The following is a 21738-nucleotide window of genomic DNA, read 5'->3' as shown; positions in this document are numbered from 1 at the left end:
CCGTGTCGCCTCTCTAACTGGGGCAACTGTCGCATTACTAAATGGTTGCCGGCCAGACGATGAGCTGCTCGTAGCAGATCAGCGACGCAACCTTGCGCTGGAGGTACTCGATCGCATCAGAGATCGAATCGACTGCGAACGCAAGGTGCCTCAGGCCGCGGGCCTCCGGTCTACTCGGGCGTGGTGGGGACGTAGGGAAACTCAAAAGCTCAAGGCGCGCGCCACCGCATTCGAGATCGCACTTCGAGGATTGACGTTCGGCACGCCAATGCTCGTCGACGACGCTGAACCCAAGGTGCTCAACATAGAATTGCTTCGACATTGGGGTCGGAACAAGAGCAGTGCGAAATCGTACGCGGCCTTTATCAACCAAAGGCAGCTACGGTTGATTTGATGATGATTCCGCCGTCCGGGCTTCGGCGCATCTGACGCCCCGTGGCGGCGCGAAAGACGCTCAGTAGTTGCAGCGCCGGCGGCACGCGCGACCAGATGGTTCTCAAGACTTCACGACCATGCCGGGTTTTCCGAACGGCGCTTCCAGACACCACGCGCTGCGACCATCGGAAACCGATCTCGTGGAAATACAGGTCGGCATGCTGCGGGCTGATATGATGAAAAACCCCGGCGATGGTACGGCGGACGCGGGAGTTGAAGCCCTCCACCGAATTGACGTGGACGGCGTCGCGAACATACTCACCACTGGAATGTTTCACGGTCTCGTGAACAGACTGCTCGGCAGTTTGGGTGTCCCTTTTGCGCAAGCCCGGGGATTCGTAACGCCCAATTTAAAGCGGGCGTTGACCTCCAAACAAAGCAACGGCGATGGACTGCGCAGGTCTCAACCCGTGTCCAACCCCCACAAAAGTTACCGGTCGCCTTACGGGCGCGATACAAAGGGCACAGGCTGGACTTGGCTGCCGGGGGGCAGGATTTGTCGACCGCTCGATCGAAAGCGCGAGATAAGAAGGACAACCACAAACCTGCAGAGCGGGAAGACGCTCGCCTACCTCCCGGTCAGTCACCGTTAGTCGATGGTTTAGACGAAGATAGTCCGTCCATGTCGGTGCGGAATGTCTCGGTCCAAAGAGTCAGCTTCTGAAGGTCGCGCTGGAGGGTCCAGTCCCGCCCACCGGCACGGCTCTGAACACGCCGCCTTTCGCGCATGTCTCAGAAATTCCGCGATATTCTCCCTTTCTAGTTGGCTTTGCCGATGGCCATGATCCCGTAACTGGTTGGCAGAGTGATATGCTGCGGAGGCAGCTAAACCGATTTGATTGTTTCTGACGATGAATGGCGGCGCGTCACACACTCGCAATTGCGAATTTAGCTCTTCGCACCTGCACAAAAATGTGCCAAACGCAGCCCCTATGGTTGGTAACGTTGGGGAAGGAGCCTCGTTGAGTGCGGTTGCTAACACCAGGGCGATCACACCGCCCGATATCCGTTCCCGGAAGGGTGGCACTCCGCTTGTCTGCCTGACAGCCTATACCACGCCGATTGCAAAGCTCGTTGATCGGCATTGTGACATTGTTCTCGTTGGCGACAGCGTCGGCATGGTGCTTCACGGCTTGCCGTCGACGCTGGGCGTGACGCTTGAGATGATGGTCATGCACGGTCAGGCCGTGCGCCGCGGCCTCGAGCAGGTGCTGATGATCGTCGACATGCCGTTCGGCTCCTACGAGGAAAGCCCCGAGCAGGCCTTCCGCAATGCTGCACGTGTCATGGCGGAAACCGGCTGCGCGGCGGTCAAGCTCGAAGGTGGCGAGGCAATGGCGGAGACGATCCGCTTCCTGGTTGCACGCGGCATCCCTGTCATGGGCCATGTCGGCTTGACGCCGCAGGCGGTCAATACCTTCGGCGGCTACCGCGTCCAGGGCAGGGGCGGTGATGCGGAGCGCGTGGGGGCCGACGCGCTTGCTGTGAGCGAAGCGGGGGCATTCGCGGTGGTGCTGGAGAAGGTCCCGGAGGCGCTCGCCCGCCGGATCACCGCAGAGGTAGCGATCCCGACGATCGGTATCGGCGCCTCGGCGGCCTGTGACGGGCAGATTCTCGTCGTCGACGACATGTTGGGCATCTTCGGCGACTTCCGGCCCAAATTCGTCAAGCGCTATGCCGAACTCGGTGAGATCGCCGAGGCGGCGATTGCCGCCTATGCGCAGGAAGTGCGCGACCGCCGCTTTCCAGCGGCCGAGCATCTGTTCGGCGATGCGCCAATGACGGTCAATGGTGGAGAAGGCGCATGAGCATTCCGATCGCACGAACCGTCGCCGAATTGCGCATGGCTGTGGCCGGATGGCGTCAGAATGGCCTGAAGGTCGCTGTCGTGCCGACTATGGGTGGTTTGCATGAAGGCCATCTGAGCCTGGTGCGTGCCGCGCTTGCCAAGGCCGATCGGGTTATCGTGACGCTGTTCGTCAACCCGAAACAGTTCAACAGCGTGGCCGATCTCGCGGCCTACCCGCGCACTGAGCATGACGATGCCGCCAGGCTCGCGCCGCTCGGCGCCCATCTGCTCTACGCGCCGAACGCGGCGGACATGTATCCGGAAGGTTTCGCCACTACGATCTCGGTGGGCGGGGTGAGCGAGGGCCTGTGCGGTTCGTTTCGACCCGGCCATTTCGACGGCGTGGCAACCGTCGTCGCCAAGCTCTTTCTCCAGACGCGTGCTGATCTCGCTTTCTTCGGCGAGAATGATTTCCAGCAACTGCACGTCGTTCGCCGGCTCGTCCGCGATCTCGACATTCCAATCGAGATAATAGCCTGTCCAACGGTGCGTGAAGCCGACGGCCTGGCGATGTCGTCGCGCAATGTCAGGCTCTCGACCGCACAGCGCCTGGCAGCGCCAAAGCTCGCCGAAGTCCTCTCGGCTTCGGCCGAGCGGCTGTCGGCGGGAGCGCCGGCGGAGCTTGTGCTTGCCGAGGCCAGGCAAGCGATCCTCGCTGCCGGTTACGACGAGGTCGAGTATCTCGAGCTACGAGCAGACCAAGACCTGTCGCCGCTTTCCGCCGCGGATCGACCGGCCCGTCTAATCGTCGCCGCCTGGCTCGGCGGAACGCGGCTTATCGATAACGTCGGAGTTCTGCCCGGGCGGCGCAAAGGCGAGCTGCTCGCGGCAGCCAATGCCGCATGATTGAGCAGCCGCAAGGCTTGGACAAACGTGCGTCGTCAACATGACCCAGACAAATAGCCGTAGCAGGGAGTGGATATGGTCTTTCGATTGAAGGAGCGCCTCGCCAGAAAGTTTGAAGAAGAAGTGCAATTCTTCAAGGGCTGGCAGAAGGACAAGAAGCGAGTGGGCGCGCTGATGCCAACGTCCGTTCATGCCGGGCGTCGTATGGCAAGCGTCATTAACCCGGCATCCGGATTGCCGGTTCTTGAACTTGGCGCGGGAACTGGCGTCATCACCAAGGCAATCCTGGAAAGAGGCATCAAGCCGCATCAGCTGGTTTCGGTCGAATATTCCAAGGATTTCTATCAGCGCCTGACGCGAGTTTTTCCGGGCGTGGATTTTCGATTGGGCGATGCGTTTGCGCTCGGAGAAGTGCTGGCCGAACGGCGCGGGGAGCAGTTTGACTGTGTGATAAGTGCGGTGCCACTGTTGAGCTTTCCGATGGAACAGCGTGTTGGCCTGCTCGAGGATCTGCTGGCCCGCATACCCGCTGGCAGACCGGTGATTCAGATCACCTACGGACCTTTGTCGCCGGTGATCAAAATGCCAGACCGCTACGTCGTGTCTCACTACGATTTCGTCGTCCGCAATATCCCGCCCGCACAGCTTTGGGCTTACCGACGAGCAGTCTGAAGCGCGCGAGACGCGGAAAGCGGCGGCATTCCGCAATAGCGTGCTGAAGGACAGGACGGTGTCGTCACGAAATTCGCATCGATAGCGTTTTTGTAGCCGCCACCGTTTTGCGGTGCCCGCTATGCCTTTCGCACGGGCAGGTGCTCGATCATCTGCTACGCACATCGCGCTGCGGACGACAAACGGCGAAGCCACCACGGCCGCGAAAATCTCGCGACGGCGTCTCGGTGCCGGGACCGGCCTGCCATTTTGGAGGCGCATGACGCAAACCATGCCGTCTCGTCCCCGACCATATCATAGCTATCGCCCTGTTTCTGCCGGGCGGGCCTCCCTACCGCCGGATCGTTGATGACGATTCCCCTAGAGAATATTCTTCTTTCAAGAGCGTGACGGTCTGTTCCGTCTTGTGGTGCCTCAGCTTGTACGACGGCCTCCTGGCCTTCCGTGCCACGCACGAGATGAGGTTCGGTCACTCTACCGTGCAATGGCGTTCGGAAATACGACAGGCAAACCACAATAGTCATGTTTAGGCTGAAGACTTTTCAGCGGACCGCGAAAAAAGGAAACGCGAGTTCTTTCGCTCCCTGCGAGGCTCCTCGGCTCGCTTTCTTTGGAGGAGGGGGTTGCTCGTCAGCCATTACGGCGCGATCGGCAAACCGCCGCAAAACGGTCACTCACTGTTTTCGGCGCAGCTTCTCGAACACAAACAGCTTGCCGTCGCGCACGCTATGTTCGAGTGATCTCCCTTTCGCCAGATGCGCCGCTATCGCACTGGCCAGCATGCAGCCCGTCCCGCGCATCGACGCGGCAAGGCGCGGTGTGTCGAAGCGGACTGGTTCGTGACCGGAGCGTAACAGGATATCGGTTGATCGAGGTCCCGATGCATGGCCGCCCTTGATCAGCAGGGCCTGCGCTTCGGCGTTCAGCAATTCCTGGCCTTGCAACAGTGCGCGGTCCTCATCCACTGCCAGTTCCGAGCCAACCAGGAGCGCCAGCTCGATGAGGTTGGGTGTGACGAGACGGCAAAGCGGCATCAGACCGCGCTTCATAACGGCGATGGCACCTGCTTCCAGCAGCGCCCGGCCTGAGGTCGAGGAGAGCACGGGGTCGAGGATTGCCGGCACCTGCCGATTCTCGCGCAGCACTGCGGCAACGGCAACGATGATCTCGACCGTTGCCAGCATGCCGATCTTGATGGCCGCCACTTTGTTGGCCTGCAGCGCGGCGCGCATCTGATCGGCCACCAGGCTTGGCGACGAATGACTGATTGCCATGACGGCGTCATGTGTCTGCACCGTCAGCGCGGTCACAGCAAGGCAGGTGCGCACGCCAATTGAGGAGATCGTCTCGATATCGCGGGCAATTCCAGCTCCACCGCTGGAGTCCGATCCGCCAACGACAAGCACATGCGGTTCTCGCTTCAGCGCCATCGCTCCGTCTTTTCGATCCATTCTCGCGTGCGCGCTTCGGGGTCGCCGTTCAGCGTGATGTCGGTCACCACCGCCGCGCTCTCCGCGCCAGCCTCGAAGATACCGTCTAGCCGATCAGGGTTGAGGCCGCCAATGGCGACCAATGGGATCGGGGCGACCCGGCGCTTCCACTCGCTGATCCGTTCGACGCCTTGCGGCGCCCATTTCATCTTCTTCAGGATGGTCGGGTAGATGGGGCCGAGCGCGATGTAGTCGGGCTCGGCGGCCATCGCCGTTTCCAGTTCGATATCATCATGTGTGCTCAGTCCGAGCCTCACGCCGGCTACCCGAATCCGCGAACGATCGGCGGTCTGCAAATCCTCCTGGCCGAGATGGACGAAGTCGCAGCCTTCCTCGATTGCCAGGCGCCAATGGTCGTTGACGATGAGCTGGCATTGGTGCTGGGCGCACAAGGCCTTTGCCTTGCGGATCTCCGCGCGCAAGCGGGCCTCATCCATGGTCTTGATGCGAAGCTGAATCAGCTTGACGCCAAGCGGCACCAGCCGTTCGATCCAGGCAGCGCTGTCGACGATCAGGTAGAAGGGATCGAGCTTCATGAAAAAACTGCCCGGCCAATTGTCGGCGTCGATGGCACGGCGACGTCGCGCGGTTCGAGCATTCCCGAGCTGTAAGCTTCACGACCGGCCTCGACAGCCTTGCCGAACGCACGCGCCATGCCGACCGGATCAGCCGCCCTGGCGACCGCCGTGTTCAGGAGCACGGCGTCAAAACCGAGTTCCATGACGGTCGCCGCGTGCGATGGTCGCCCGAGGCCCGCATCGACGATCAGCGGGACGCCAGGCAAATGTCGACGCATCGAGCGCAGCGCCGGGATGTTGACCGGCCCGAGCGCGGAACCGATCGGTGCGCACCACGGCATCAAGACCTTGCAGCCCGCCTCCAGCAGCCGCTCGGCGACGACAAGGTCATCGGTGGTGTAGGGGAATACTGCAAAGCCGTCTTCGCACAGGATGCGCGCGGCCTCGACAAGGCCGAACACGTCCGGTTGCAGCGTGTCCTGGTTGCCGATCACTTCGAGCTTGATCCAGCTCGTGCCGAACACTTCCCGCGCCATGTTCGCGGTGGTGACCGCTTCCTTGACGGAGTGGCAGCCGGCCGTGTTGGGCAGGATTCTCGTGCCGAGCGAGCGTATCAACGACCAGAATTTTTCGCCGGCCCTGCCGCCTGCCATCTCACGCCGCAAGGAGACCGTCACCATCGACGCGCCCGACACCTCGACCGCATCGGCAAGGATCGCGGGCGAGGGATATTGAGCCGTGCCGAGAAGCAGGCGAGACGGGAGCGTCGTCCCGAGAAGTTCGAACATGCTAGCCTCCCTGCATGGGCGAGAGGATCTCGATCCGGTCGCCGTCACTCAACTGGAACTCGGTCCGGCTGGCCTTGTGCACGAGGTTGCTGTTGACGGCCGTCGCCAGCCAATCGCCTTCATAATCAAGCGCGGCAAGCAGCGCCGCCAGCGTTGAGGCGTCTATCTCAAGCACTTCGCCGTTGACGATCAGTTTCATTGGCAAGCTCCATGGATTTGTCGTGACTGAAGAGAATTTCGGCTGCCCGGCGCGCCATGGCGGGCGCCAGAAGAAAGCCGTGGCGATAAAGCCCGTTGATCGCAACCGTAGTTCCAAGTGCTTCGACACGCGGCAGATTGTCGGGAAAGGCCGGGCGAATGCCGACGCCGGTTTCGACGATGCACGCCTCGCCGAATGCCGGATGGAGCGCGCAGGCGGCGCTCAGAAGCTCCATCATCGAACGCGCCGTAACTGGGCCCTCGGATTGGCTTTCGATCATCGTCGCGCCAACCATGAACCGGTGGCCGGTGCGCGGCACCATGTAGAGCGGGAAGCGCGGATGAAGCAGCCGGACCGGGCGCGACAGCGAGACATCAGGCGTGCGCAGGAACAGCATCTCGCCGCGAACGCCACGCAGCCTGTCATTGGCTGCCGCCATTCCCGTGCAGTCGATCTGATGATCGAAACCGAAGACCTGACTGGCGTCGGCGCCAAAGTGGAATTCGACGCCTATCGCCGTCAGCCTGTCATGAAGTGCCACCATCGCCTGGCGCGGGTCGAGATGGGCCTCATCGGGGAAGAACAGTCCACGGCGAAAGCGGCCGGCAAGGTCGGTCTCCAACTGCGCGATTTCCTCCTCATTGACCCAACGATGACCCGAGGTGCGGCTTGCAAAACGGTCAAGCTCCCCGGCGTCCCGCGGTGCCGCAACGACCAGGGTTCCGGCTCGAGTCACCTGGCCCGGGAGCACCGCCTCCCACCAACCGGCGGCGTCGCGCCCGAGATCCAGCACCGGCTGCTCGGCGCTTTCACGCTCGCACCATGGCGCCAGCATGCCGCCGGCGAACCACGACGCATTGCCGCCGAGGGCATGTCTTGTCTCGGCGACTGCGACCGTCGCGCCGCGGGCGGCGAGTTCGAAGGCCGCGGTGAGGCCGGCGACGCCGGCCCCCTTTACCAGCATCCTCATGGTCGCTCGTGCGCCTCCGGCACGAGCGGTGCGCCGGTCTCGTCAGCTGGCATGTAGAGATCGCCGCCTTCACGGTATTTCGCCGCCATCGCCGCCATCCCCTCCTTCTGTGCTTCGGCGCGAATGTCGTGGGAGATGCGCATGGAGCAGAATTTCGGTCCGCACATCGAGCAGAAATGTGCCAGCTTGTGCGCCTCCTTGGGCAAGGTCTGGTCGTGGAAGGAACGCGCGGTTTCGGGGTCGAGCGACAGGTTGAACTGGTCCTCCCAGCGGAACTCGAAGCGCGCGCGCGAAAGGGCATCATCCCTGGCTTTCGCTGCCGGATGGCCCTTCGCCAGGTCCGCGGCATGGGCGGCGATCTTGTAGGTGATCACGCCGATCTTGACGTCGTTGCGATCGGGAAGGCCGAGATGCTCCTTCGGCGTCACGTAACAGAGCATGGCCGTGCCGAACCAGCCGATCATGGCGGCACCAATGCCTGAGGTGATGTGATCGTAACCCGGCGCGATGTCGGTCGTCAGCGGTCCAAGCGTATAGAACGGCGCTTCGCCGCAGACGGCGAGCTGCTTGTCCATGTTCTCCTTGATCTTGTGCATCGGCACGTGGCCGGGCCCCTCGATCATCACCTGGCAATCTTTCGCCCAGGCGATCTGCGTCAGCTCGCCGAGCGTTTCCAGCTCGGCGAATTGCGCCGCGTCGTTGGCATCGGCGATGGAGCCGGGACGAAGGCCGTCGCCGAGGGAAAAGGACACATCATAGGCACGGCAGATGTCGCAGATTTCCGCGAAATGCTCGTAAAGGAAGCTTTCCCGGTGATGGTGCAGGCACCATTTGGCCATGATAGAGCCGCCGCGCGAGACGATGCCAGTGACCCGGTCGACGGTCAGCGGGATGTAGTGCAGCCGCACGCCCGCATGGATGGTGAAATAGTCGACGCCCTGTTCGGCCTGCTCGATCAGCGTGTCGCGGTAGACCTCCCAGGTCAGATCCTCGGCGATGCCGCCGACCTTCTCGAGCGCCTGGTAAAGCGGCACCGTGCCGATCGGCACCGGCGCATTGCGCACGATCCAGTCGCGGATGTTGTGGATGTTGCGGCCGGTCGACAGGTCCATCACCGTATCGGCGCCCCAGCGGATCGCCCACACCATCTTTTCGACCTCTTCGGCCATCGACGAGGTGACCGCGGAGTTGCCGATATTGGCATTGATCTTGACCAGAAAATTGCGGCCGATGATCATCGGCTCGCTCTCGGGATGATTGATGTTGGCGGGAATGATTGCGCGTCCGCGCGCCACCTCGTCGCGGACGAATTCCGGCGTGACGAAGTCGGGAAGCGCCGCGCCGAAGGCTTCGCCGTCGCGTTGCAGCTTGCCGCGGACGATCTCGCGGCTGAGGTTCTCACGGATGGCGACGAACTCCATTTCGGGCGTGATGATGCCAGCGCGCGCATAGGCTAGCTGCGTGACCGCCTTGCCTGCCTTGGCCCTGAGCGGCCGGTTGCGAATGGGAAATTCCGGTGTCAGGCGCTCGCCCGTGACGAATCCATTGTCTTCCGGCCGGACATGGCGGCCGTCATAGGCCTCGACATCGCCGCGCGCCGTGATCCATTCGTGGCGAAGCCGTGCGAGGCCCTTGTCGATGCTGGTTTCGACAGTCGGGTCCGTATAGGCGCCGGACGGATCATAGACGATGACGGGCGGTTCGCCCGCCGTCGGATGGACGGAGATTTCGCGCATCGGCACCCTGATCTGCGGATGGAGGACGCCGGGCTTGTGGATTTTCCGCGAGGCGGGCAGTGGTCCCGTCGACACGGCGGGGGTGAGGGCATTCATCGTGAGGCTCCTTTGCTCGTGCATTGGAGACCCAGTTCTGTGCCGGAAGGATGAAAAGACGCTTCTGTTGACCTGCCGAAACAGGATCTCGGGCGTAAACTCCCGCAAAGCGCTTGCACCGTCCCTACGCCAGTATGAACTGGATCAGGTTCAACGGGTCACTGCGCCGCGAAAGCCAGCAGTATCTCAGCCCCTTGCCGGGACTCCCCTGGTGAATGCTCCGAATTGAACGGGCCGGCGCTGCTTTGTCAAGCGCCTTCGGCCTGAGGCGGCGATCGGCGACCAATCAAACCCAGCGGAAGCGCGTGCACGTATCGAGAGCAAGTCACGCCTGGAGGAGCGGCGATGCGCCAACGATAGGCGAGCCATCATGCGGGTTCGAAACCTTTTTCAGCACGGCATTTTCGCGCTTGCCGAACCGACGTTGCTATCGCCCAATTGGGTGAGATTGCTTTAGATGTCTGTCTCGCTCGTCATCGGCAATCCTTCCGCCTGGGCTAGACGCCCCGTTTGTTACCCCACAGCAGAACATGAAGCTGCGGCAGTACACGCGCCTCGAACCACCTGTCACGGGTCACCTTTTCGACCAGCCATTCCATGCGTTTCATCACACCGGCCATGTCGATGGACGCGTCTTCATTACCGGGACGCGGCGGCGTGTGATTGCCGGGCTGCAGATAGACGAGTAATTGCGGGTAGCGCGCCGCCGCGTCTTTGGCATAAGCATAGTCATCATCGTCGAAGACGACGAGCTTGAGCGCCATCCGCGGCTTATCCTGTGCCGCCTTTACGCAGGCGTCGAACGCGGCCCAATCTGTCGTCATTTCGCTTGAGGGCGGCTTGGGGCTGAGCACCAGCACGTCGAGATCCGCGAACCATTGGTTAGGCACCGAGCCTTGGGTTTCCAATGCAAAGCGGTAGCCCTCACCATGCCCGCGCTCGATCAACTGGCCAAGCGGCTGGATGGCCGGATTGCCGCCCGACAGCGACACCATCACGGGCTGACCGCCGGAAAGCGAAATGACCTTTTGCCAGACCGCATCGGTTGACATCATCTCCCAATCATGGCGGAAGCGACTTTCCACCGCATGCAGGCTGTCGCACCAGGAACAGCGATAATCGCACCCGCCCGTTCTTACGAACACCGTCGGCAAGCCAATCAGCATGCCTTCGCCCTGAATGGTCGGACCAAAAATCTCGCTCACGCGGATTCCGGACTGCAACGCGCAGGTCATGGCCGGTATTCCGCCCAGGTTTTCGGCGTCTCGCTCACCCGCACGGCGGAGGTTTGTGGTAACCGCACCTTGCACCAGTCGTAGAAGTGCCTGGCCAGACATTCCGCTGTGACACGGTCATGCCCCAGTACGTCGTTAAGATGCCGATGGTCGAACGTCCCATCGATGTAGTGCTTGAGCGCCGCCAGGTCGTGGTAGTCGCGCACAAAGCCATGTTCGTCCAGTTCTCCACCTGAAAGCTCCACTACGACGATGTAGTTGTGGCCGTGTAGACGCGCGCACTGATGATCTGGTGGCAAGGAGGTGAGCTGATGCGAGGCCGAGAAGTGGAACTCTTTGGTAATGCGGAACATCACGCGCTCCTTGTCTGGATAGCGTGCAGCCAGAAGTCTGCATCCTCATAATCTGTCGGGTCGGTGATGCCGGCCAGATCGAATGCTTCGCGCCGTTCGACGCATGTCCCACAGCGACCGCAGTGACGTGCACCGCCCTTGTAGCAGGACCACGTCGCCTCGAACGGTGTGGCGTACTTTGGCCCCTCGCTGACGATGTCGGCCTTCGACATATTCACATAGGGAGCGTAAAGGCGGATATCGGCGTAGCCTGCGAGCGCATGGTTCTGCATCGTCTGAAAGGCGTCGATAAAAGCGGGTCGGCAATCGGGATAGATGAAATGATCTCCGCCATGGACGGCAGTGGCCACCGCATCGGCCTTCTGCGCGGCGGCAACCCCGAAGGCGATAGCCAGCATGATGGCGTTCCTGTTCGGCACCACCGTGATCCTCATGGAGTCTTCGGCATAGTGCCCGTCGGGCACGTCCACACTATCAGTCAGCGCCGAGCCGCTCAGGCTCCGGCCGACATCGCGGATATCGACGATCTGCTGCGGAACACCCAGTCGCTTGGCGCAGATGGAGGCAAAGCCGAGTTCCTTTTTGTGCCTCTGGCCGTAATCGAACGAAAGCAGGCCAATGAGTTTCTGCTCGGTCGCCACCTTGTGAGCGAGCGAAACAGAGTCCAATCCGCCGGAGCAGATGACGAGGGCATTCATGTTTGAATCCTTGTTTTGACCGGGTAAGGCTGCGACCGGAGATTTCTCTGCGCTCCCCCTACTCCACGGAGCCGGTTTTGTGAATGGGGTGGACGCGATTGAGGCGCACGTACCTTGGTGTCAGCGTCCCCAACATGACTTGCACGCGACTTGTCGCGCATCTTCGACCGCCAGCGGCTGGGGTCGCCGCGACCTTGGTGCATTGGCAGGAGACCCCGAAGCGGTGCGCAGCGCGATTGTCGAGACGGCGACAAGCGGTGCATTCCCCGACTGGCCGCACACCACCTCATTGCATGAAAAAATCGCGCGGCTTGTCCGCTACAGCGGGGGGAACCGTGACTAGTGCCCGCCGGACCTAGAGGCTAAGAAGTGCCGAAAACAGTGAGGGCGACGTCACTGTGATGCGGTCGGGCAGACAAGCCGTCCGACCAAATGGAAGTAGGTCGGCGCGATGCGCCCAGTGGACGAGGCCACTGACCGCCAGCCGCCGATCGCCTAAAGTAATCAGGCGGCCTTGCGTTCCTTCAAAGCCTTCTCAAAGGCATCCTTGATCGGCTTGGATACGTCCTCGCCAGCTCTCAACATCAATGCCTGGATGGCCTTCGCCTGCTCGGCGGACTTCTCGATCTGTTTGCGCACGAATGCGGCCTGCAGCTCGAAGAACTCGGACGGCGACTTCACGGCAACCAGTGCTTCGAGGTGCGTGAAACCGGCCTCGGCATTGGCTTGCAGTGCGGCAATTGTCTTCAGGAGCATCTCGTTGCTGGTGGTCTTGGCCATTTCAAAGGTCGACTCTAAAGCCTTTTGAGTCGTTTCGGTGTCCGAGCTCAATTTGGAAAATATTTCCTTCGATTGCTCAACGCTCTGATCGGCAACAGCACGGACTTGCTCGCCAGCCTTGGACGGCTCGATGGTAGGGAATTCGGCGGTCTCGATCGTTTCAGTCTTGCCGGTGATCTTGGACATTTTTCCATCCTTTTCCAGGGGCGGCCGCAAAGCAAAGCCGCCTTCTCCATCTACGAAATCGCCGCAACGGATTTATGAAGCTGCCATGAATTTGCGCGAGTGGGGCTGCGCCCAGTGCTGCGTGAATAGCGGTCAGCGAGGGCAAATTGGGGCTGACCGACCGCGATGGCGGTATCCATCCCATCTCATCTGCTGCGCGCTTCGCCCTGTGGACAGCAGACGGCGAAGCCTCCACGGCCGCGAAAAGCTCGCGACGTTGACTCGACTCCGGGCCCGGGCTGCCATTTTTGGGAGGCGATCCGTGCCGGTGCCTGGTCCGGACCGTGCCATTTATCTCCTGAGCGCGTCATAGCCGTCGTCCATTCACCGGCCGAACCTCCCGATTGCCGGACCCCTGATGAAGATTCCCTCTGGAAAGTGACGCCTTCTTTAGAGCGTGACGGTCTGCGCCGTCTTTCTACCGTGCGATGGCCGTGGGAAATACGACAGGCGAACCACAATAGTCAGCTTAAGGCTGAAGACTTTTCAGCGGACCGTGAAAAAAGGAAACGCGAGTTCTTCCGCTCCTTGCGCGGCCCCTCGAACTCGCTTGCTTTGGAGAAAGGAGGCAGCTCGTCAGCCGTTCCCGTGTGATCGGCAAACCGCTGTAAACGGTCACTCGCTGTCTTTTGCGGTATGCTTCAGAGCTTCTCGAACAAAAACAGCTTGCCTTTGCGCAGCGGCGTCGCGTTTGGCAGATGCGCGCGGTCGCGCTGGCCAGCACGCAGCCCGTTCCACGCATCGATGCGGCAAGGCGCAGCGTGTCGAAGCTGATTGGTTCGACGCTCAGGGCTTATCTGATTGTCGAACTGCACGACCAGCCCGAGCACTTGCCCGCCTACCACTATGAGCACTGAACGTGCTCGGGGCCTCAAGACGGTCTGGTGCGGCTGAAACGGCACGCCGCGCTCGACTTCCTGAAGGTTGAGCACTCGCTAGACAAAGAAGCCCCCTCAACGGGCGCGTTTTTCGCGGGACCTTTTTTCCAGTTTCCGAAGCCGTGCCGTTAACGCAGCGGTTTTCGGCCTCTTGGATTCTTGAAATAATCTTCGATGCTTCCGCTACAGGATCAAAGTGAATTCAGGCATCGGGCGGTGTGGGCCTACCGCCCCCGCCCAGCGATGTGTCGTCGTCAATCGCAATATCGCACGAAAATTATGGACGCGTGGCTTTTCATCGGAGGATGCACATGGCAGAAAATGGTGCCTACAGCCGGATCGCAGGTTCCGGTCTGCCTCGATGAGAGAATTGCCGCGCTGTGTCGTTCAGATCGGGCGGCAATTTACAGCCATGAGATGACGTTCTCAGACAAGAAACAGGGCCCGTCTAACCATAGGCTTGAATTCGCGCGTGATTGTCGGAAGCCGCCCAAAGCGACGCGAGTAACCATGAAACGTGTGGAAAAAGCACGGCCTTTCGTGCCGACGGAAATCCATGTCGGCACGGTCATGGACGAGAAAGGCACCTTTGGCATTCTCTCGATCCGGACAACTGAAGGCCTACTAGACATCGCGCTGGACCGGCAAGCCGCCGACACCATCATGAAGGCGATCGGCACAATCCGCTCAAAACTGGACTCCAGGGGGAGCTAGATTCCGTCCGGCCGAGGCGAGTAAGGACGTCTTGGCAACACCGAATAGTTTGGCGGTCGGCGTGCCTAGCTTGCGATGCTGTCCTGACTGCCGGATGCCGGCCATACTTGTCTGTCACCAAGCATCAAGCGGTAGCCATCGACCATACAGCCTAAGACGGCTAATGCCTCGGCCGCCGAATAGAAAATCGCAACAGGTATGGCGCGACCATTGTCCATGCGCTCGAGGCGGTAGGCGTCGCTATGCGCTTGCTGTTCGTCCACAACGATGAATCGCTCCCTAAGGAAGACCACGTTAGCCGTCGTTCATGACACTTCCGTGAGGGAACCGAGCAACGACACCGTGTCTGTCAAACTCGTCAGCGCCGAGTTTTCGAAGAACGCGTATTACTGGACGCAAACCTGGCGCGTCACTTCGCAAGGCCGGCGGTTGCGCTGATGGCACTCGGAAAGAGCCATCTCTTCGCCGTCCGGGATCGTCGCTTCCAACTACAGTTCATAGCGCGCGCGCTCCGTAGGGATAACCCTGCGCCATGGCCGCACAGGTGTTGCGGACCCCCTGTTTCACCTCAATTTGGCTTACTTCCAACCATTCGCGGAGCACCCGCTCTCCAAGCCTTACCGGCCTAAACCTGCGATCACAGCCTGAAGAAAAATCGCGTCGATTGAGCCCGCTTTCGGGTTGCCCCGGTCGGTCGTTCAATCGACAGCTTGGTAAGAGGTGGAACTCCCATGTTCAATTCGAGCAGGTGTTGGTCTAACTCCTTGTCTGCGGTCGTGAGGCGATGATTCAGCCGCAGATAGTCCATCCAGGTCGGCGTGCGAAAGGTCTCTGTCCAAAGCAAAGGATCCTGAAGATCGCGCTGGAGGTTCCAGTGCCGCGCACCGACGCGGCTTTGCACGCGCCGTCGTTCCTGCATCCGGTCCAGGAAAGCTTCGACGTTTGCCTCCGGGATCGAGTACTCGATCTTGACGACGATCGGCCCGCTTCTCGGTTTCAGGTCGAGGGCGAGCTGTGGCGTTTCGAAGCCAAAAGGATCCTGATCAGAGTCCTGCCATTGGCGGATAGGCATCAGGAAGCCGGTGGCCGCGACCATTACGAGCGCACCAGCGGAAACCTCGAGGGCCAAGGTAAGCGAATAGGTCTCAGCCACCGTGCCCCACAGCCAACTGCCGGCCGCGATACCGCCAGACGAAAGGGCATAGTGGATCGAGAGCGTACGGCCGACGACCCACCTTGGGCTTGCCAACTGGACACTCACATCGAGCCCCGTCCAGGTGACAACCCAGCCCGCGCCGCCGAGCGCCAGCGCAATAGCCGCCACCACGACTGAAGACGTGAGAGCAAGAGATAGACAACACGCCGCACAGGCAATGCATGCCAGCGTTGTCAGCCGCTCCTGGGATAGAGACCGCCTCAAGACATTGTTGCAAATGCCGACGCACAGTGCGCCCACACCGAAGCCGGCCATCAGGACACCATAAACAATTGGGCCTCCGCCCAGTTGATCGCGGGCGACGAGAGGCAGAAGCGCGAGTATGGAGATGCTGGTCAGGCCAAAAAGAGCTCCTCGCGCGATTGCCGCCTTGATCTCCGCCGACAGGGCCGTGAAGCGCGCGCCGTCATGAATGGCAGTGGTCAATGGCTCGCGCGGGAGAGGTGAAGCGCGAACATCCCATTTGCGGCGCCCTATGGTCCACAGTAGCGCTACATAGGTCAGCGTCGCCACAGCGAAAGCTGTCAGAGGTCCAAAGGATGCAACGACGACGCCACCCAGCGCCGGGCCGACGCTTCGAACGGCGTTATATCCAACCGAGATCAGCGTGACCGCGGCGGGAACTTCGCGTTTTCGCAGGATATCGCCCACCGACGCGTGCCAAGCAGGATCGGTGAAAGCGGCCCCCGCTCCGGCCAAACAGCTGAAGGCGAGAACCATCCATGGATTGAAAATCCCCAGCGCCGCAAGAACAGTCAGCATCGCCGAGGACAACGCTATCGCACACCAGCCGGCGAACATGAGATTGCGGCGGCTGTAGTTGTCAGCCAGGGCCCCGGCGAAGATCGACAGGACGAATACGGGCAGTGTGGTCGAAGCCTGCACCAAGGCGACCATCACGTCCGAGGTCGAGATGGTCGCCATCAGCCAACTGATCGCGACAGTTTGAATCAGCCAGCCAAGGCTGGCGACCTGCGTGGCAAGCCAGATCGAACGAAAGGTCGCATTCTCGAGCGGCGCAAATGTCGCCGACGAAGCTGGACTCGCATCTTCGCGCGCCACCCTGCTCATTGGGTTGAGCCCTCCTCGGTCTATCGGTCGTGTTAGAGGTGCCCTCCCGGCGCACGTGCCCATGGAGGAATGGTCCATGAGCGCATTTTATCGGGGCAGCGCAAGATATTTCTTCACCGCTGGCACTCTGGAGCAAGCGATTACTTCATCTGGAATTGCCATCAACGCGCTTTCATGATTGCTGGGTCTATGTCACGTCCTCGCCTGCTGCCCGAAAGGAATTTCCCGGGCTACGCCTACCAGCCTGGCAAAAATCCACATCCGGTTCGTAACCCCTTGGGTCACAGTTACCGAAGCGAGCCGCTGACCGTTGTCACGGTCGAGGAATCGCTCAGCTCACACGTGTTCCGATGGGGCATCGACCTTTTCAATCACGGCTATTACTGGGAAGCTCATGAGGCGTGGGAGCCTCTATGGCATGCAGCCAAACGCAGCGCTCAGCATCGCCTGTTCTTCAAGGGATTGATCCTGTTGGCGGCGGCCGGGGTGAAGATCCGCGAGGGAAAGCGGGTCGCTGCCATGCGCCATGCGACAAGGGCTGCAGCGCTCTTTCGTCAGGTGGCGCTTCTGCCAAGCCGGCTCTTTGAGGCCGCAATCGGAATGACACCCGACGCCCTCGCGATAGAGGCCGAAGCGGCCTCAACTTTTCCGACTGTTTTGCGAGATCCGACACCTGGCCAGCTGCCTGAGCCCGTTTTTGATTTCATTCTTGCACCCAAATCCGAGAGCGGCTGATAGGCAATACCTACGGTACGGTTCAAGCTTTGCTATTTGAATGTGCTGCAGGGTCGTTATGAACAGTCTGACAAGGGCAGCTTCAATCCTGGAGCAGTCGATCTACGGCTAGGCCCGGATCTGGCGGAGCACCCAAGGCAGGCGCCGCTTCCATCGCTGACCTCGCGGCAAAGGAACATCTTTCTGCCAGCGCTTTAATTTGCGAGTTCGTCTGCCTCGAGTCTGTGCGTTCGATGCTTCCGGCATCGGCGCTTCCTCAACCGTCGGCGGCTGAGGAATCGATACGTCGGGCACGATCACGCCCTTGGCGTCGGACGCTGTTTCACCGGTGGTGAGCATTGGCTGAGGACGAACATCTTCGGGAAAAGTCGGCTGCGGTGTCGCTTCGGCGATCGCACCTTCCGTCTTCGCTTCCGCGACCTCGTTCGCGATGGCAGCCAAGTCGATGCCACCCCAGATCGACTGTGGCCGCTTCACGAGCCCACGCTTCTGTTTGATCTCGACGACAAAGGGTCGCTGCGGCTGCCTCATAGTGATCTCGCGGACTTAGGGGAGTTGCGAGTGTCCTCTAGGCGGAGCGCACGCCTTCGTCCACCCGCCGCCACGCATTCTCCAAAGGTTTTCGTAGACGTTGCCGCTGTCCAAGCCACGACTGAAGCGGCTCGCCGCCGGCACCCGGGCGCGCGCTCGCGATCTCTTGGCCAGCTGTCAGCATGATCGCCACGACGATCATATCGCCCACGCAGTCGCCTTTATTAGGCCCATCGCGAATCCGCAAAATATTCAAAATGCAATGAAGATGGCCGCCACCCTTGTCCATATTCCCATGTTCCTGAGCATATAGGACCCGTCCAACGCATTTTTGGAATCGGTCACCTGCAACTGATTCATGTTGCTGATGGAAGCATGCCGGATGTCATGGGTGGCTGGGCACGGATTGCCGCTGGGCAAGCGCTCGGCAATCCCAAAGCCGTACTTCGTGCACATCGCATCGGCTTCCCTCCACCGGGTCGAGAAGTCGCAGGAGGTGGCGCTGACCCAGGCTTGTTCCGCAGCCCTCGTTGATCCAGACGCGCGGGGTGGTACGGCACCCTGCTCGATTGGCTGGATCACCGGCCGTCAGTGTAGAGCGGCAGCGTAGCGCCTGCGCTGGACCTTGAGCTCCGCCGGCGACATCGTCGACCGCAAGCGTAGCTCGACATCGACGGCCTCCGCTGAGTTCGCCTCACGCCCGTAGCGCTGAGGCAAACATGAGGGCCAAGCCTACAATCAGGCGTTCCCATATACGGCGCCACCGGCCCGCCCATTCTGCAGCGAGCCTGTGGAGTTCCTTCACAACCTTCGGTAACGATAATCAAAGTGGATTTTCCGCTTAAGCGCTTTATTCAAGTTTTGGCCGTAGATTTCTTCCCAGACGGGGTGATCATCCTGCCTGGGGGAAGAGCATGTTGAAAGTCTACACTTGCATTGCGACGCAACACGATCTGCGTCTGGTCGCGCTAGCGGCCTTCATCTGCGCCCTGGCCTCCTTCACGGCCGTGAACCTCCTCCACCATGTCGGGCGCAGTGAAAGCGAAATGCGACGGATCTGGCTAGCCGTCGCCGCGGTCGCCACCGGCTTCGGCATCTGGGCGACGCATTTCATAGCGATGTTGGCCTTCCAGCCCGCCGTATCGAGCGGCTACAACATCGCCTTGACGATCTTGTCGTTGCTGGCCGCGATCGCCTTGACCGGGACGGGTCTCACGATCGGCATCTCACCACGCGTTCCACATGGACGCTGGATCGGCGGTGCGATCGTGGGAGGCGGCATCGCGGTGATGCACTACACCGGCATGGCCGCATTCGAGATCGCGGGCCGCGTCATCTGGGACGTGCCGCTCGTCGCCGCCTCAATCATTCTTGGTGGGCTGTTCGGCGCGGCCTCATTGCCGGTTGCCCTTCACGCCAACACGGTCAAGTGGAAGTCGCTCGGCGCCCTCGTGCTGACGGTTGCGATTTGCAGCCACCATTTCACGGCGATGGGCGCGGCCGCAATCATGCCAGACCCGCGCATTGTCATTTCCGCAACGGCGTTGCCCGCGGACTGGATGGCGGCTGGCGTAGCCCTCGTTTCGATCCTTATCATCCTTTTGGCCATCATCGGCCTCGCCCTCGATGTGCGCGATCTCCGTCGCGCCGGCGAGGCAGCGCGTATGCAGGAGCTGGCCGACGCGGCCGTCGAGGGGCTGATCGTGTGCAACGAAACCGAGATCGTGGCAGCCAATCGCAGTTTCGCCGCGCTTGCCTGCGTTGACGGCTCTCAGCCGGCGGGCCGGCCGCTCGCCTACTTCTTTCCCACGGTTTCCCAAGGCGAGTTCACGGGCACTGCGCAAACGCCGCTTGAGGTGGGGCTACGCGCGACGGACGGCAGTACGGTCCCGGTTGAGCTGATCCGGCACAGCATTCTCTATGCCGGCAAGCAACACCAGGTTCTTGCCGTGCGCGATATCCGCGTGCGCAAGCGGGCGGAGGAGGAAATTCATTTCCTTGCCCACCACGATCCCTTGACCAAGCTTCCAAACCGCACGAGCTTCAACGAAAAGCTGGAGGCCGAGTTTACGACGCATCGCGGCGCTGAGCGGTGCCTTGCCGTCCTCTTCCTCGATCTCGACCGCTTCAAGGAGATCAACGACCTCTTCGGCCATCTCGTCGGAGACGCCGTGCTGCAGTGCGTGGCCGAGAAGATCCGGGGCGTCCTTAAGCCCGGGCAGATGGTTGCGCGCTTGGGCGGCGACGAGTTCGCTGTGATTGTTCCCGGTCTGCCGAGCGCGGGCTATGCGACGCGCACTGCAGAAGCCATCCTGGACGCATTCAACGACACAGGCGCCAACCTGCCCGCTGGCGTCACCATCGGCACCAGCATAGGCATCGCTGTATTCCCGAACGATGCACCCGATCGGGAGACGCTTCTGAGCCATGCCGACGCAGCGCTTTATGAGGCAAAGATGCAGGGGCGTGGCCTCTATTGCGTTTTTGAGCCGTCCATGGGCGAGCATCTGCGCGATCGCCGCCAGTTCGAGCACGACATCCGTCATGCGATCTCGCGCAAGGAACTCCGCCTCGTCTATCAACCGCAGGCGCAACTCTTGTCCAACGAGGTCTTCGGTTTCGAAGCGCTGCTGCGGTGGGATCATCCGGAACGCGGCGCCATTCCGCCGGCGGTGTTCATCCCGGTCGCTGAAGAATGTGGCGCCATTCTGAAGATCGGTGAATGGGTGCTGCGGACCGCCTGCGCCGAAGCGGCAAGCTGGCAACAACCGCTGGCAATCAGTGTCAACGTTTCTGCTATGCAACTCCACGGCGGGAATTTACCCGAGCTGGTCGGGGCAGTGCTGAAAGAAACCGGTCTCGATCCGTCCCGCCTCGAGCTGGAAATTACCGAAACTTGCCTGATCAAGGATATCGGGCGGGCGCTCGCTGTCTTGCGTCAGCTCAAAAGCCTTGGGGTTCAAATCGCCATGGATGATTTCGGCACCGGATACTCGTCGCTATCGAATTTGCGGGCATTCCCGTTTGACAAGATCAAAGTCGATCAGTCCCTTATCCGGGCGGTGGATACCAGCGATGAGGCGGCTGCCGTCATGCGTGCGGTCTTTGGCCTCGCTCGGGGCCTCAAGCTCCCGGTCCTGGCAGAGGGTGTCGAAACGGACGCGGAGCTGACCTTCCTGCGGCAAGAAGCCTGCGATGCGATCCAGGGTTACCTACTTGGCCGACCCTGCCCGATTTCCGACTTCGTCCAGCATACGAGCGGCAAAGGCAGGACGCCCCCTTCCCGACGGCAGAGCAACCACGAACTGCGCCTGGTCAAGAACAGCGCGGCATAGTGCGCAAGCGCGTCGCACGTTTCGTTGGTGACACTTACGCAGGTCGACCGTTCCTATGCCGAGATGGTGGCGCATTTCAGCAAGTCGGTTCTGTCCGCCCGGCCGCGATCGACCGCTGCCTTCCCGCCCTTCATCGAGCGGCGTAGCGCCTGGAGCAGCGGTTCGCGGTTCGGGCGCACCCAAACGCCACCAGTAAGACAAAACGCGGTCGGGATAACGGTGTTCTCCCGAGCGACGAGCTCGAAGATGGCGAGGTCGGAACCATCGCCGAATTTCGATCACTTCGAGTATGAGCCGGCTCATTGAACCAGCTTAGCCTGGCAGGCGTCGAAACAGAAGCGCGATCGCCAGCCGCCACAATTGCGAAA

At 61.1% G+C, this 21738-nt stretch carries 22 protein-coding genes, 2 pseudogenes and 1 riboswitch; of the genes and pseudogenes, 6 read left to right on the top strand and 18 right to left on the bottom strand.

The features are described from left to right. Positions 1 to 37: 37 nt before the first annotated feature. The 3 genes and pseudogenes from AC1D05_RS24405 to AC1D05_RS24395 all read right to left on the bottom strand — a co-directional run. A complete protein-coding gene (locus AC1D05_RS24405) occupies positions 38 to 322 on the bottom strand; it encodes a VOC family protein (RefSeq protein ID WP_477444290.1) in 285 nt (94 codons plus the stop codon). Positions 323 to 365: 43 nt separating this feature from the next. Next, a pseudogene (locus AC1D05_RS24400) lies at positions 366 to 722 on the bottom strand (transposase); the annotation flags it as partial. A 189-nt stretch (positions 723 to 911) separates the two neighbouring features. Further along, positions 912 to 1164, bottom strand: a pseudogene (locus tag AC1D05_RS24395) (MFS transporter); the annotation flags it as partial. A 233-nt stretch (positions 1165 to 1397) separates the two neighbouring features. On the opposite strand from AC1D05_RS24395, the gene panB reads away from it, so the two are divergent. The 3 genes from panB to pmtA all read left to right on the top strand — a co-directional run bounded on the left by panB (position 1398) and on the right by pmtA (position 3802). Beyond that, positions 1398 to 2243, top strand: coding sequence for a 3-methyl-2-oxobutanoate hydroxymethyltransferase (gene panB / locus AC1D05_RS24390; RefSeq protein WP_477444289.1), 846 nt, complete (start codon positions 1398 to 1400; stop codon positions 2241 to 2243). Next, the gene (gene panC, locus AC1D05_RS24385; protein WP_477444288.1) at positions 2240 to 3130 is read left to right on the top strand and encodes a pantoate--beta-alanine ligase; all 891 of its coding nucleotides are present in this window, start codon (positions 2240 to 2242) and stop codon (positions 3128 to 3130) included. Before panB ends, panC begins: the two co-directional genes overlap by 4 nt. Before the next feature lie 75 nt (positions 3131 to 3205). Continuing rightward, a complete protein-coding gene (gene pmtA, locus AC1D05_RS24380; protein ID WP_477444287.1) occupies positions 3206 to 3802 on the top strand; it encodes a phospholipid N-methyltransferase PmtA in 597 nt (198 codons plus the stop codon). Between the two features lie 674 nt (positions 3803 to 4476). Here the strand turns inward: pmtA and AC1D05_RS24375 are convergent. From AC1D05_RS24375 to AC1D05_RS24325, 11 genes are all read right to left on the bottom strand, one after another. Beyond that, the gene (locus AC1D05_RS24375; RefSeq protein ID WP_477444286.1) at positions 4477 to 5232 is read right to left on the bottom strand and encodes a hydroxymethylpyrimidine/phosphomethylpyrimidine kinase; all 756 of its coding nucleotides are present in this window, start codon (positions 5230 to 5232) and stop codon (positions 4477 to 4479) included. Beyond that, positions 5223 to 5828 carry a thiamine phosphate synthase gene (locus AC1D05_RS24370; RefSeq protein ID WP_477444285.1) on the bottom strand — a complete coding sequence of 202 codons (606 nt, stop codon included), beginning with the start codon at positions 5826 to 5828 and terminating at the stop codon, positions 5223 to 5225. The genes AC1D05_RS24375 and AC1D05_RS24370 overlap by 10 nt, the downstream gene beginning before the upstream one ends. Beyond that, positions 5825 to 6598 carry a thiazole synthase gene (locus AC1D05_RS24365; protein ID WP_477444284.1) on the bottom strand — a complete coding sequence of 258 codons (774 nt, stop codon included), beginning with the start codon at positions 6596 to 6598 and terminating at the stop codon, positions 5825 to 5827. Before AC1D05_RS24365 ends, AC1D05_RS24370 begins: the two co-directional genes overlap by 4 nt. Before the next feature lies 1 nt (position 6599). Further along, positions 6600 to 6797, bottom strand: coding sequence for a sulfur carrier protein ThiS (thiS, locus tag AC1D05_RS24360; protein ID WP_477444283.1), 198 nt, complete (start codon positions 6795 to 6797; stop codon positions 6600 to 6602). Continuing rightward, on the bottom strand, positions 6766 to 7767 hold the full coding sequence (gene thiO / locus AC1D05_RS24355) for a glycine oxidase ThiO (RefSeq protein WP_477444282.1): 1002 nt from the start codon (positions 7765 to 7767) through the stop codon (positions 6766 to 6768). The genes thiS and thiO overlap by 32 nt, the downstream gene beginning before the upstream one ends. Beyond that, entirely contained in the window at positions 7764 to 9599 is a 1836-nt protein-coding gene (gene thiC, locus AC1D05_RS24350) for a phosphomethylpyrimidine synthase ThiC (RefSeq protein WP_477444281.1), read from the bottom strand. Before thiC ends, thiO begins: the two co-directional genes overlap by 4 nt. A gap of 103 nt (positions 9600 to 9702) precedes the next feature. Next, positions 9703 to 9819: riboswitch (TPP riboswitch) on the bottom strand. Between the two features lie 277 nt (positions 9820 to 10096). Continuing rightward, positions 10097 to 10834: a 7-carboxy-7-deazaguanine synthase QueE gene (gene queE, locus AC1D05_RS24345; protein ID WP_477444280.1), complete on the bottom strand. Its 738-nt coding sequence runs from the start codon at positions 10832 to 10834 to the stop codon at positions 10097 to 10099. Next, entirely contained in the window at positions 10831 to 11187 is a 357-nt protein-coding gene (queD, locus tag AC1D05_RS24340) for a 6-carboxytetrahydropterin synthase QueD (protein WP_477444279.1), read from the bottom strand. The genes queE and queD overlap by 4 nt, the downstream gene beginning before the upstream one ends. Next, the gene (queC, locus tag AC1D05_RS24335; RefSeq protein WP_477444278.1) at positions 11187 to 11885 is read right to left on the bottom strand and encodes a 7-cyano-7-deazaguanine synthase QueC; all 699 of its coding nucleotides are present in this window, start codon (positions 11883 to 11885) and stop codon (positions 11187 to 11189) included. Before queC ends, queD begins: the two co-directional genes overlap by 1 nt. 504 nt (positions 11886 to 12389) lie before the next feature. Beyond that, positions 12390 to 12851: a phasin gene (locus tag AC1D05_RS24330; RefSeq protein WP_477444277.1), complete on the bottom strand. Its 462-nt coding sequence runs from the start codon at positions 12849 to 12851 to the stop codon at positions 12390 to 12392. 680 nt (positions 12852 to 13531) lie between these two features. After that, on the bottom strand, positions 13532 to 13720 hold the full coding sequence (locus tag AC1D05_RS24325; RefSeq protein ID WP_477444276.1) for a hypothetical protein: 189 nt from the start codon (positions 13718 to 13720) through the stop codon (positions 13532 to 13534). Between the two features lie 327 nt (positions 13721 to 14047). Here AC1D05_RS24325 and AC1D05_RS24320 point away from each other — a divergent pair, with 327 nt between their 5' ends. Further along, positions 14048 to 14482 (top strand): hypothetical protein, encoded by a 435-nt coding sequence (locus tag AC1D05_RS24320; RefSeq protein WP_477444275.1) that lies wholly within the window; start codon positions 14048 to 14050, stop codon positions 14480 to 14482. Between the two features lie 65 nt (positions 14483 to 14547). Here the strand turns inward: AC1D05_RS24320 and AC1D05_RS24315 are convergent, their stop codons facing one another. Beyond that, positions 14548 to 14745: a hypothetical protein gene (locus AC1D05_RS24315; protein ID WP_477444274.1), complete on the bottom strand. Its 198-nt coding sequence runs from the start codon at positions 14743 to 14745 to the stop codon at positions 14548 to 14550. Positions 14746 to 15119: 374 nt separating this feature from the next. Further along, the gene (locus tag AC1D05_RS24310) at positions 15120 to 16769 is read right to left on the bottom strand and encodes an MFS transporter (RefSeq protein ID WP_477444273.1); all 1650 of its coding nucleotides are present in this window, start codon (positions 16767 to 16769) and stop codon (positions 15120 to 15122) included. Between the two features lie 69 nt (positions 16770 to 16838). Here AC1D05_RS24310 and AC1D05_RS24305 point away from each other — a divergent pair, with 69 nt between their 5' ends. Next, positions 16839 to 17504 (top strand): DUF309 domain-containing protein, encoded by a 666-nt coding sequence (locus tag AC1D05_RS24305; RefSeq protein WP_477444272.1) that lies wholly within the window; start codon positions 16839 to 16841, stop codon positions 17502 to 17504. 108 nt (positions 17505 to 17612) lie between these two features. On the opposite strand, the gene AC1D05_RS24300 is transcribed toward AC1D05_RS24305, so the two are convergent. After that, positions 17613 to 18035, bottom strand: a complete 423-nt coding sequence (locus AC1D05_RS24300) for a hypothetical protein (RefSeq protein WP_477444271.1) — start codon at positions 18033 to 18035, stop codon at positions 17613 to 17615. Positions 18036 to 18072: 37 nt separating this feature from the next. Continuing rightward, entirely contained in the window at positions 18073 to 18324 is a 252-nt protein-coding gene (locus AC1D05_RS24295; protein ID WP_477444270.1) for a hypothetical protein, read from the bottom strand. Positions 18325 to 18949: 625 nt separating this feature from the next. Here AC1D05_RS24295 and AC1D05_RS24290 point away from each other — a divergent pair. Continuing rightward, a complete protein-coding gene (locus AC1D05_RS24290) occupies positions 18950 to 21370 on the top strand; it encodes a bifunctional diguanylate cyclase/phosphodiesterase (protein WP_477444269.1) in 2421 nt (806 codons plus the stop codon). Positions 21371 to 21738 lie beyond the last annotated feature (368 nt).

The sequence above is a fragment of the Mesorhizobium sp. P2_E9 genome, assembly GCF_056403815.1.
This window is presented reverse-complemented; position numbering and strand designations above follow the sequence as displayed.

Bases quoted from the DNA above. Each gene is read 5' to 3' on its own strand.
- queD (WP_477444279.1), bottom strand. From the start codon at position 11,187: ATGTTCCGCATTACCAAAGAGTTCCACTTCTCGGCCTCGCATCAGCTC.
- AC1D05_RS24370 (WP_477444285.1), bottom strand. From the start codon at position 5,828: ATGAAGCTCGATCCCTTCTACCTGATCGTCGACAGCGCTGCCTGGATC.
- thiO (WP_477444282.1), bottom strand. From the start codon at position 7,767: ATGAGGATGCTGGTAAAGGGGGCCGGCGTCGCCGGCCTCACCGCGGCC.
- pmtA (WP_477444287.1), top strand. From the start codon at position 3,206: ATGGTCTTTCGATTGAAGGAGCGCCTCGCCAGAAAGTTTGAAGAAGAA.
- panC (WP_477444288.1), top strand. From the start codon at position 2,240: ATGAGCATTCCGATCGCACGAACCGTCGCCGAATTGCGCATGGCTGTG.
- queC (WP_477444278.1), bottom strand. From the start codon at position 11,885: ATGAATGCCCTCGTCATCTGCTCCGGCGGATTGGACTCTGTTTCGCTC.
- queE (WP_477444280.1), bottom strand. From the start codon at position 10,834: ATGACCTGCGCGTTGCAGTCCGGAATCCGCGTGAGCGAGATTTTTGGT.
- AC1D05_RS24330 (WP_477444277.1), bottom strand. From the start codon at position 12,851: ATGTCCAAGATCACCGGCAAGACTGAAACGATCGAGACCGCCGAATTC.
- AC1D05_RS24290 (WP_477444269.1), top strand. From the start codon at position 18,950: ATGTTGAAAGTCTACACTTGCATTGCGACGCAACACGATCTGCGTCTG.
- AC1D05_RS24375 (WP_477444286.1), bottom strand. From the start codon at position 5,232: ATGGCGCTGAAGCGAGAACCGCATGTGCTTGTCGTTGGCGGATCGGAC.
- AC1D05_RS24300 (WP_477444271.1), bottom strand. From the start codon at position 18,035: ATGAGGCAGCCGCAGCGACCCTTTGTCGTCGAGATCAAACAGAAGCGT.
- AC1D05_RS24310 (WP_477444273.1), bottom strand. From the start codon at position 16,769: ATGAGCAGGGTGGCGCGCGAAGATGCGAGTCCAGCTTCGTCGGCGACA.
- AC1D05_RS24295 (WP_477444270.1), bottom strand. From the start codon at position 18,324: ATGGACAAGGGTGGCGGCCATCTTCATTGCATTTTGAATATTTTGCGG.
- AC1D05_RS24405 (WP_477444290.1), bottom strand. From the start codon at position 322: ATGTCGAAGCAATTCTATGTTGAGCACCTTGGGTTCAGCGTCGTCGAC.
- thiS (WP_477444283.1), bottom strand. From the start codon at position 6,797: ATGAAACTGATCGTCAACGGCGAAGTGCTTGAGATAGACGCCTCAACG.
- AC1D05_RS24305 (WP_477444272.1), top strand. From the start codon at position 16,839: ATGGTCCATGAGCGCATTTTATCGGGGCAGCGCAAGATATTTCTTCAC.
- AC1D05_RS24365 (WP_477444284.1), bottom strand. From the start codon at position 6,598: ATGTTCGAACTTCTCGGGACGACGCTCCCGTCTCGCCTGCTTCTCGGC.
- thiC (WP_477444281.1), bottom strand. From the start codon at position 9,599: ATGAATGCCCTCACCCCCGCCGTGTCGACGGGACCACTGCCCGCCTCG.
- AC1D05_RS24320 (WP_477444275.1), top strand. From the start codon at position 14,048: ATGGACGCGTGGCTTTTCATCGGAGGATGCACATGGCAGAAAATGGTG.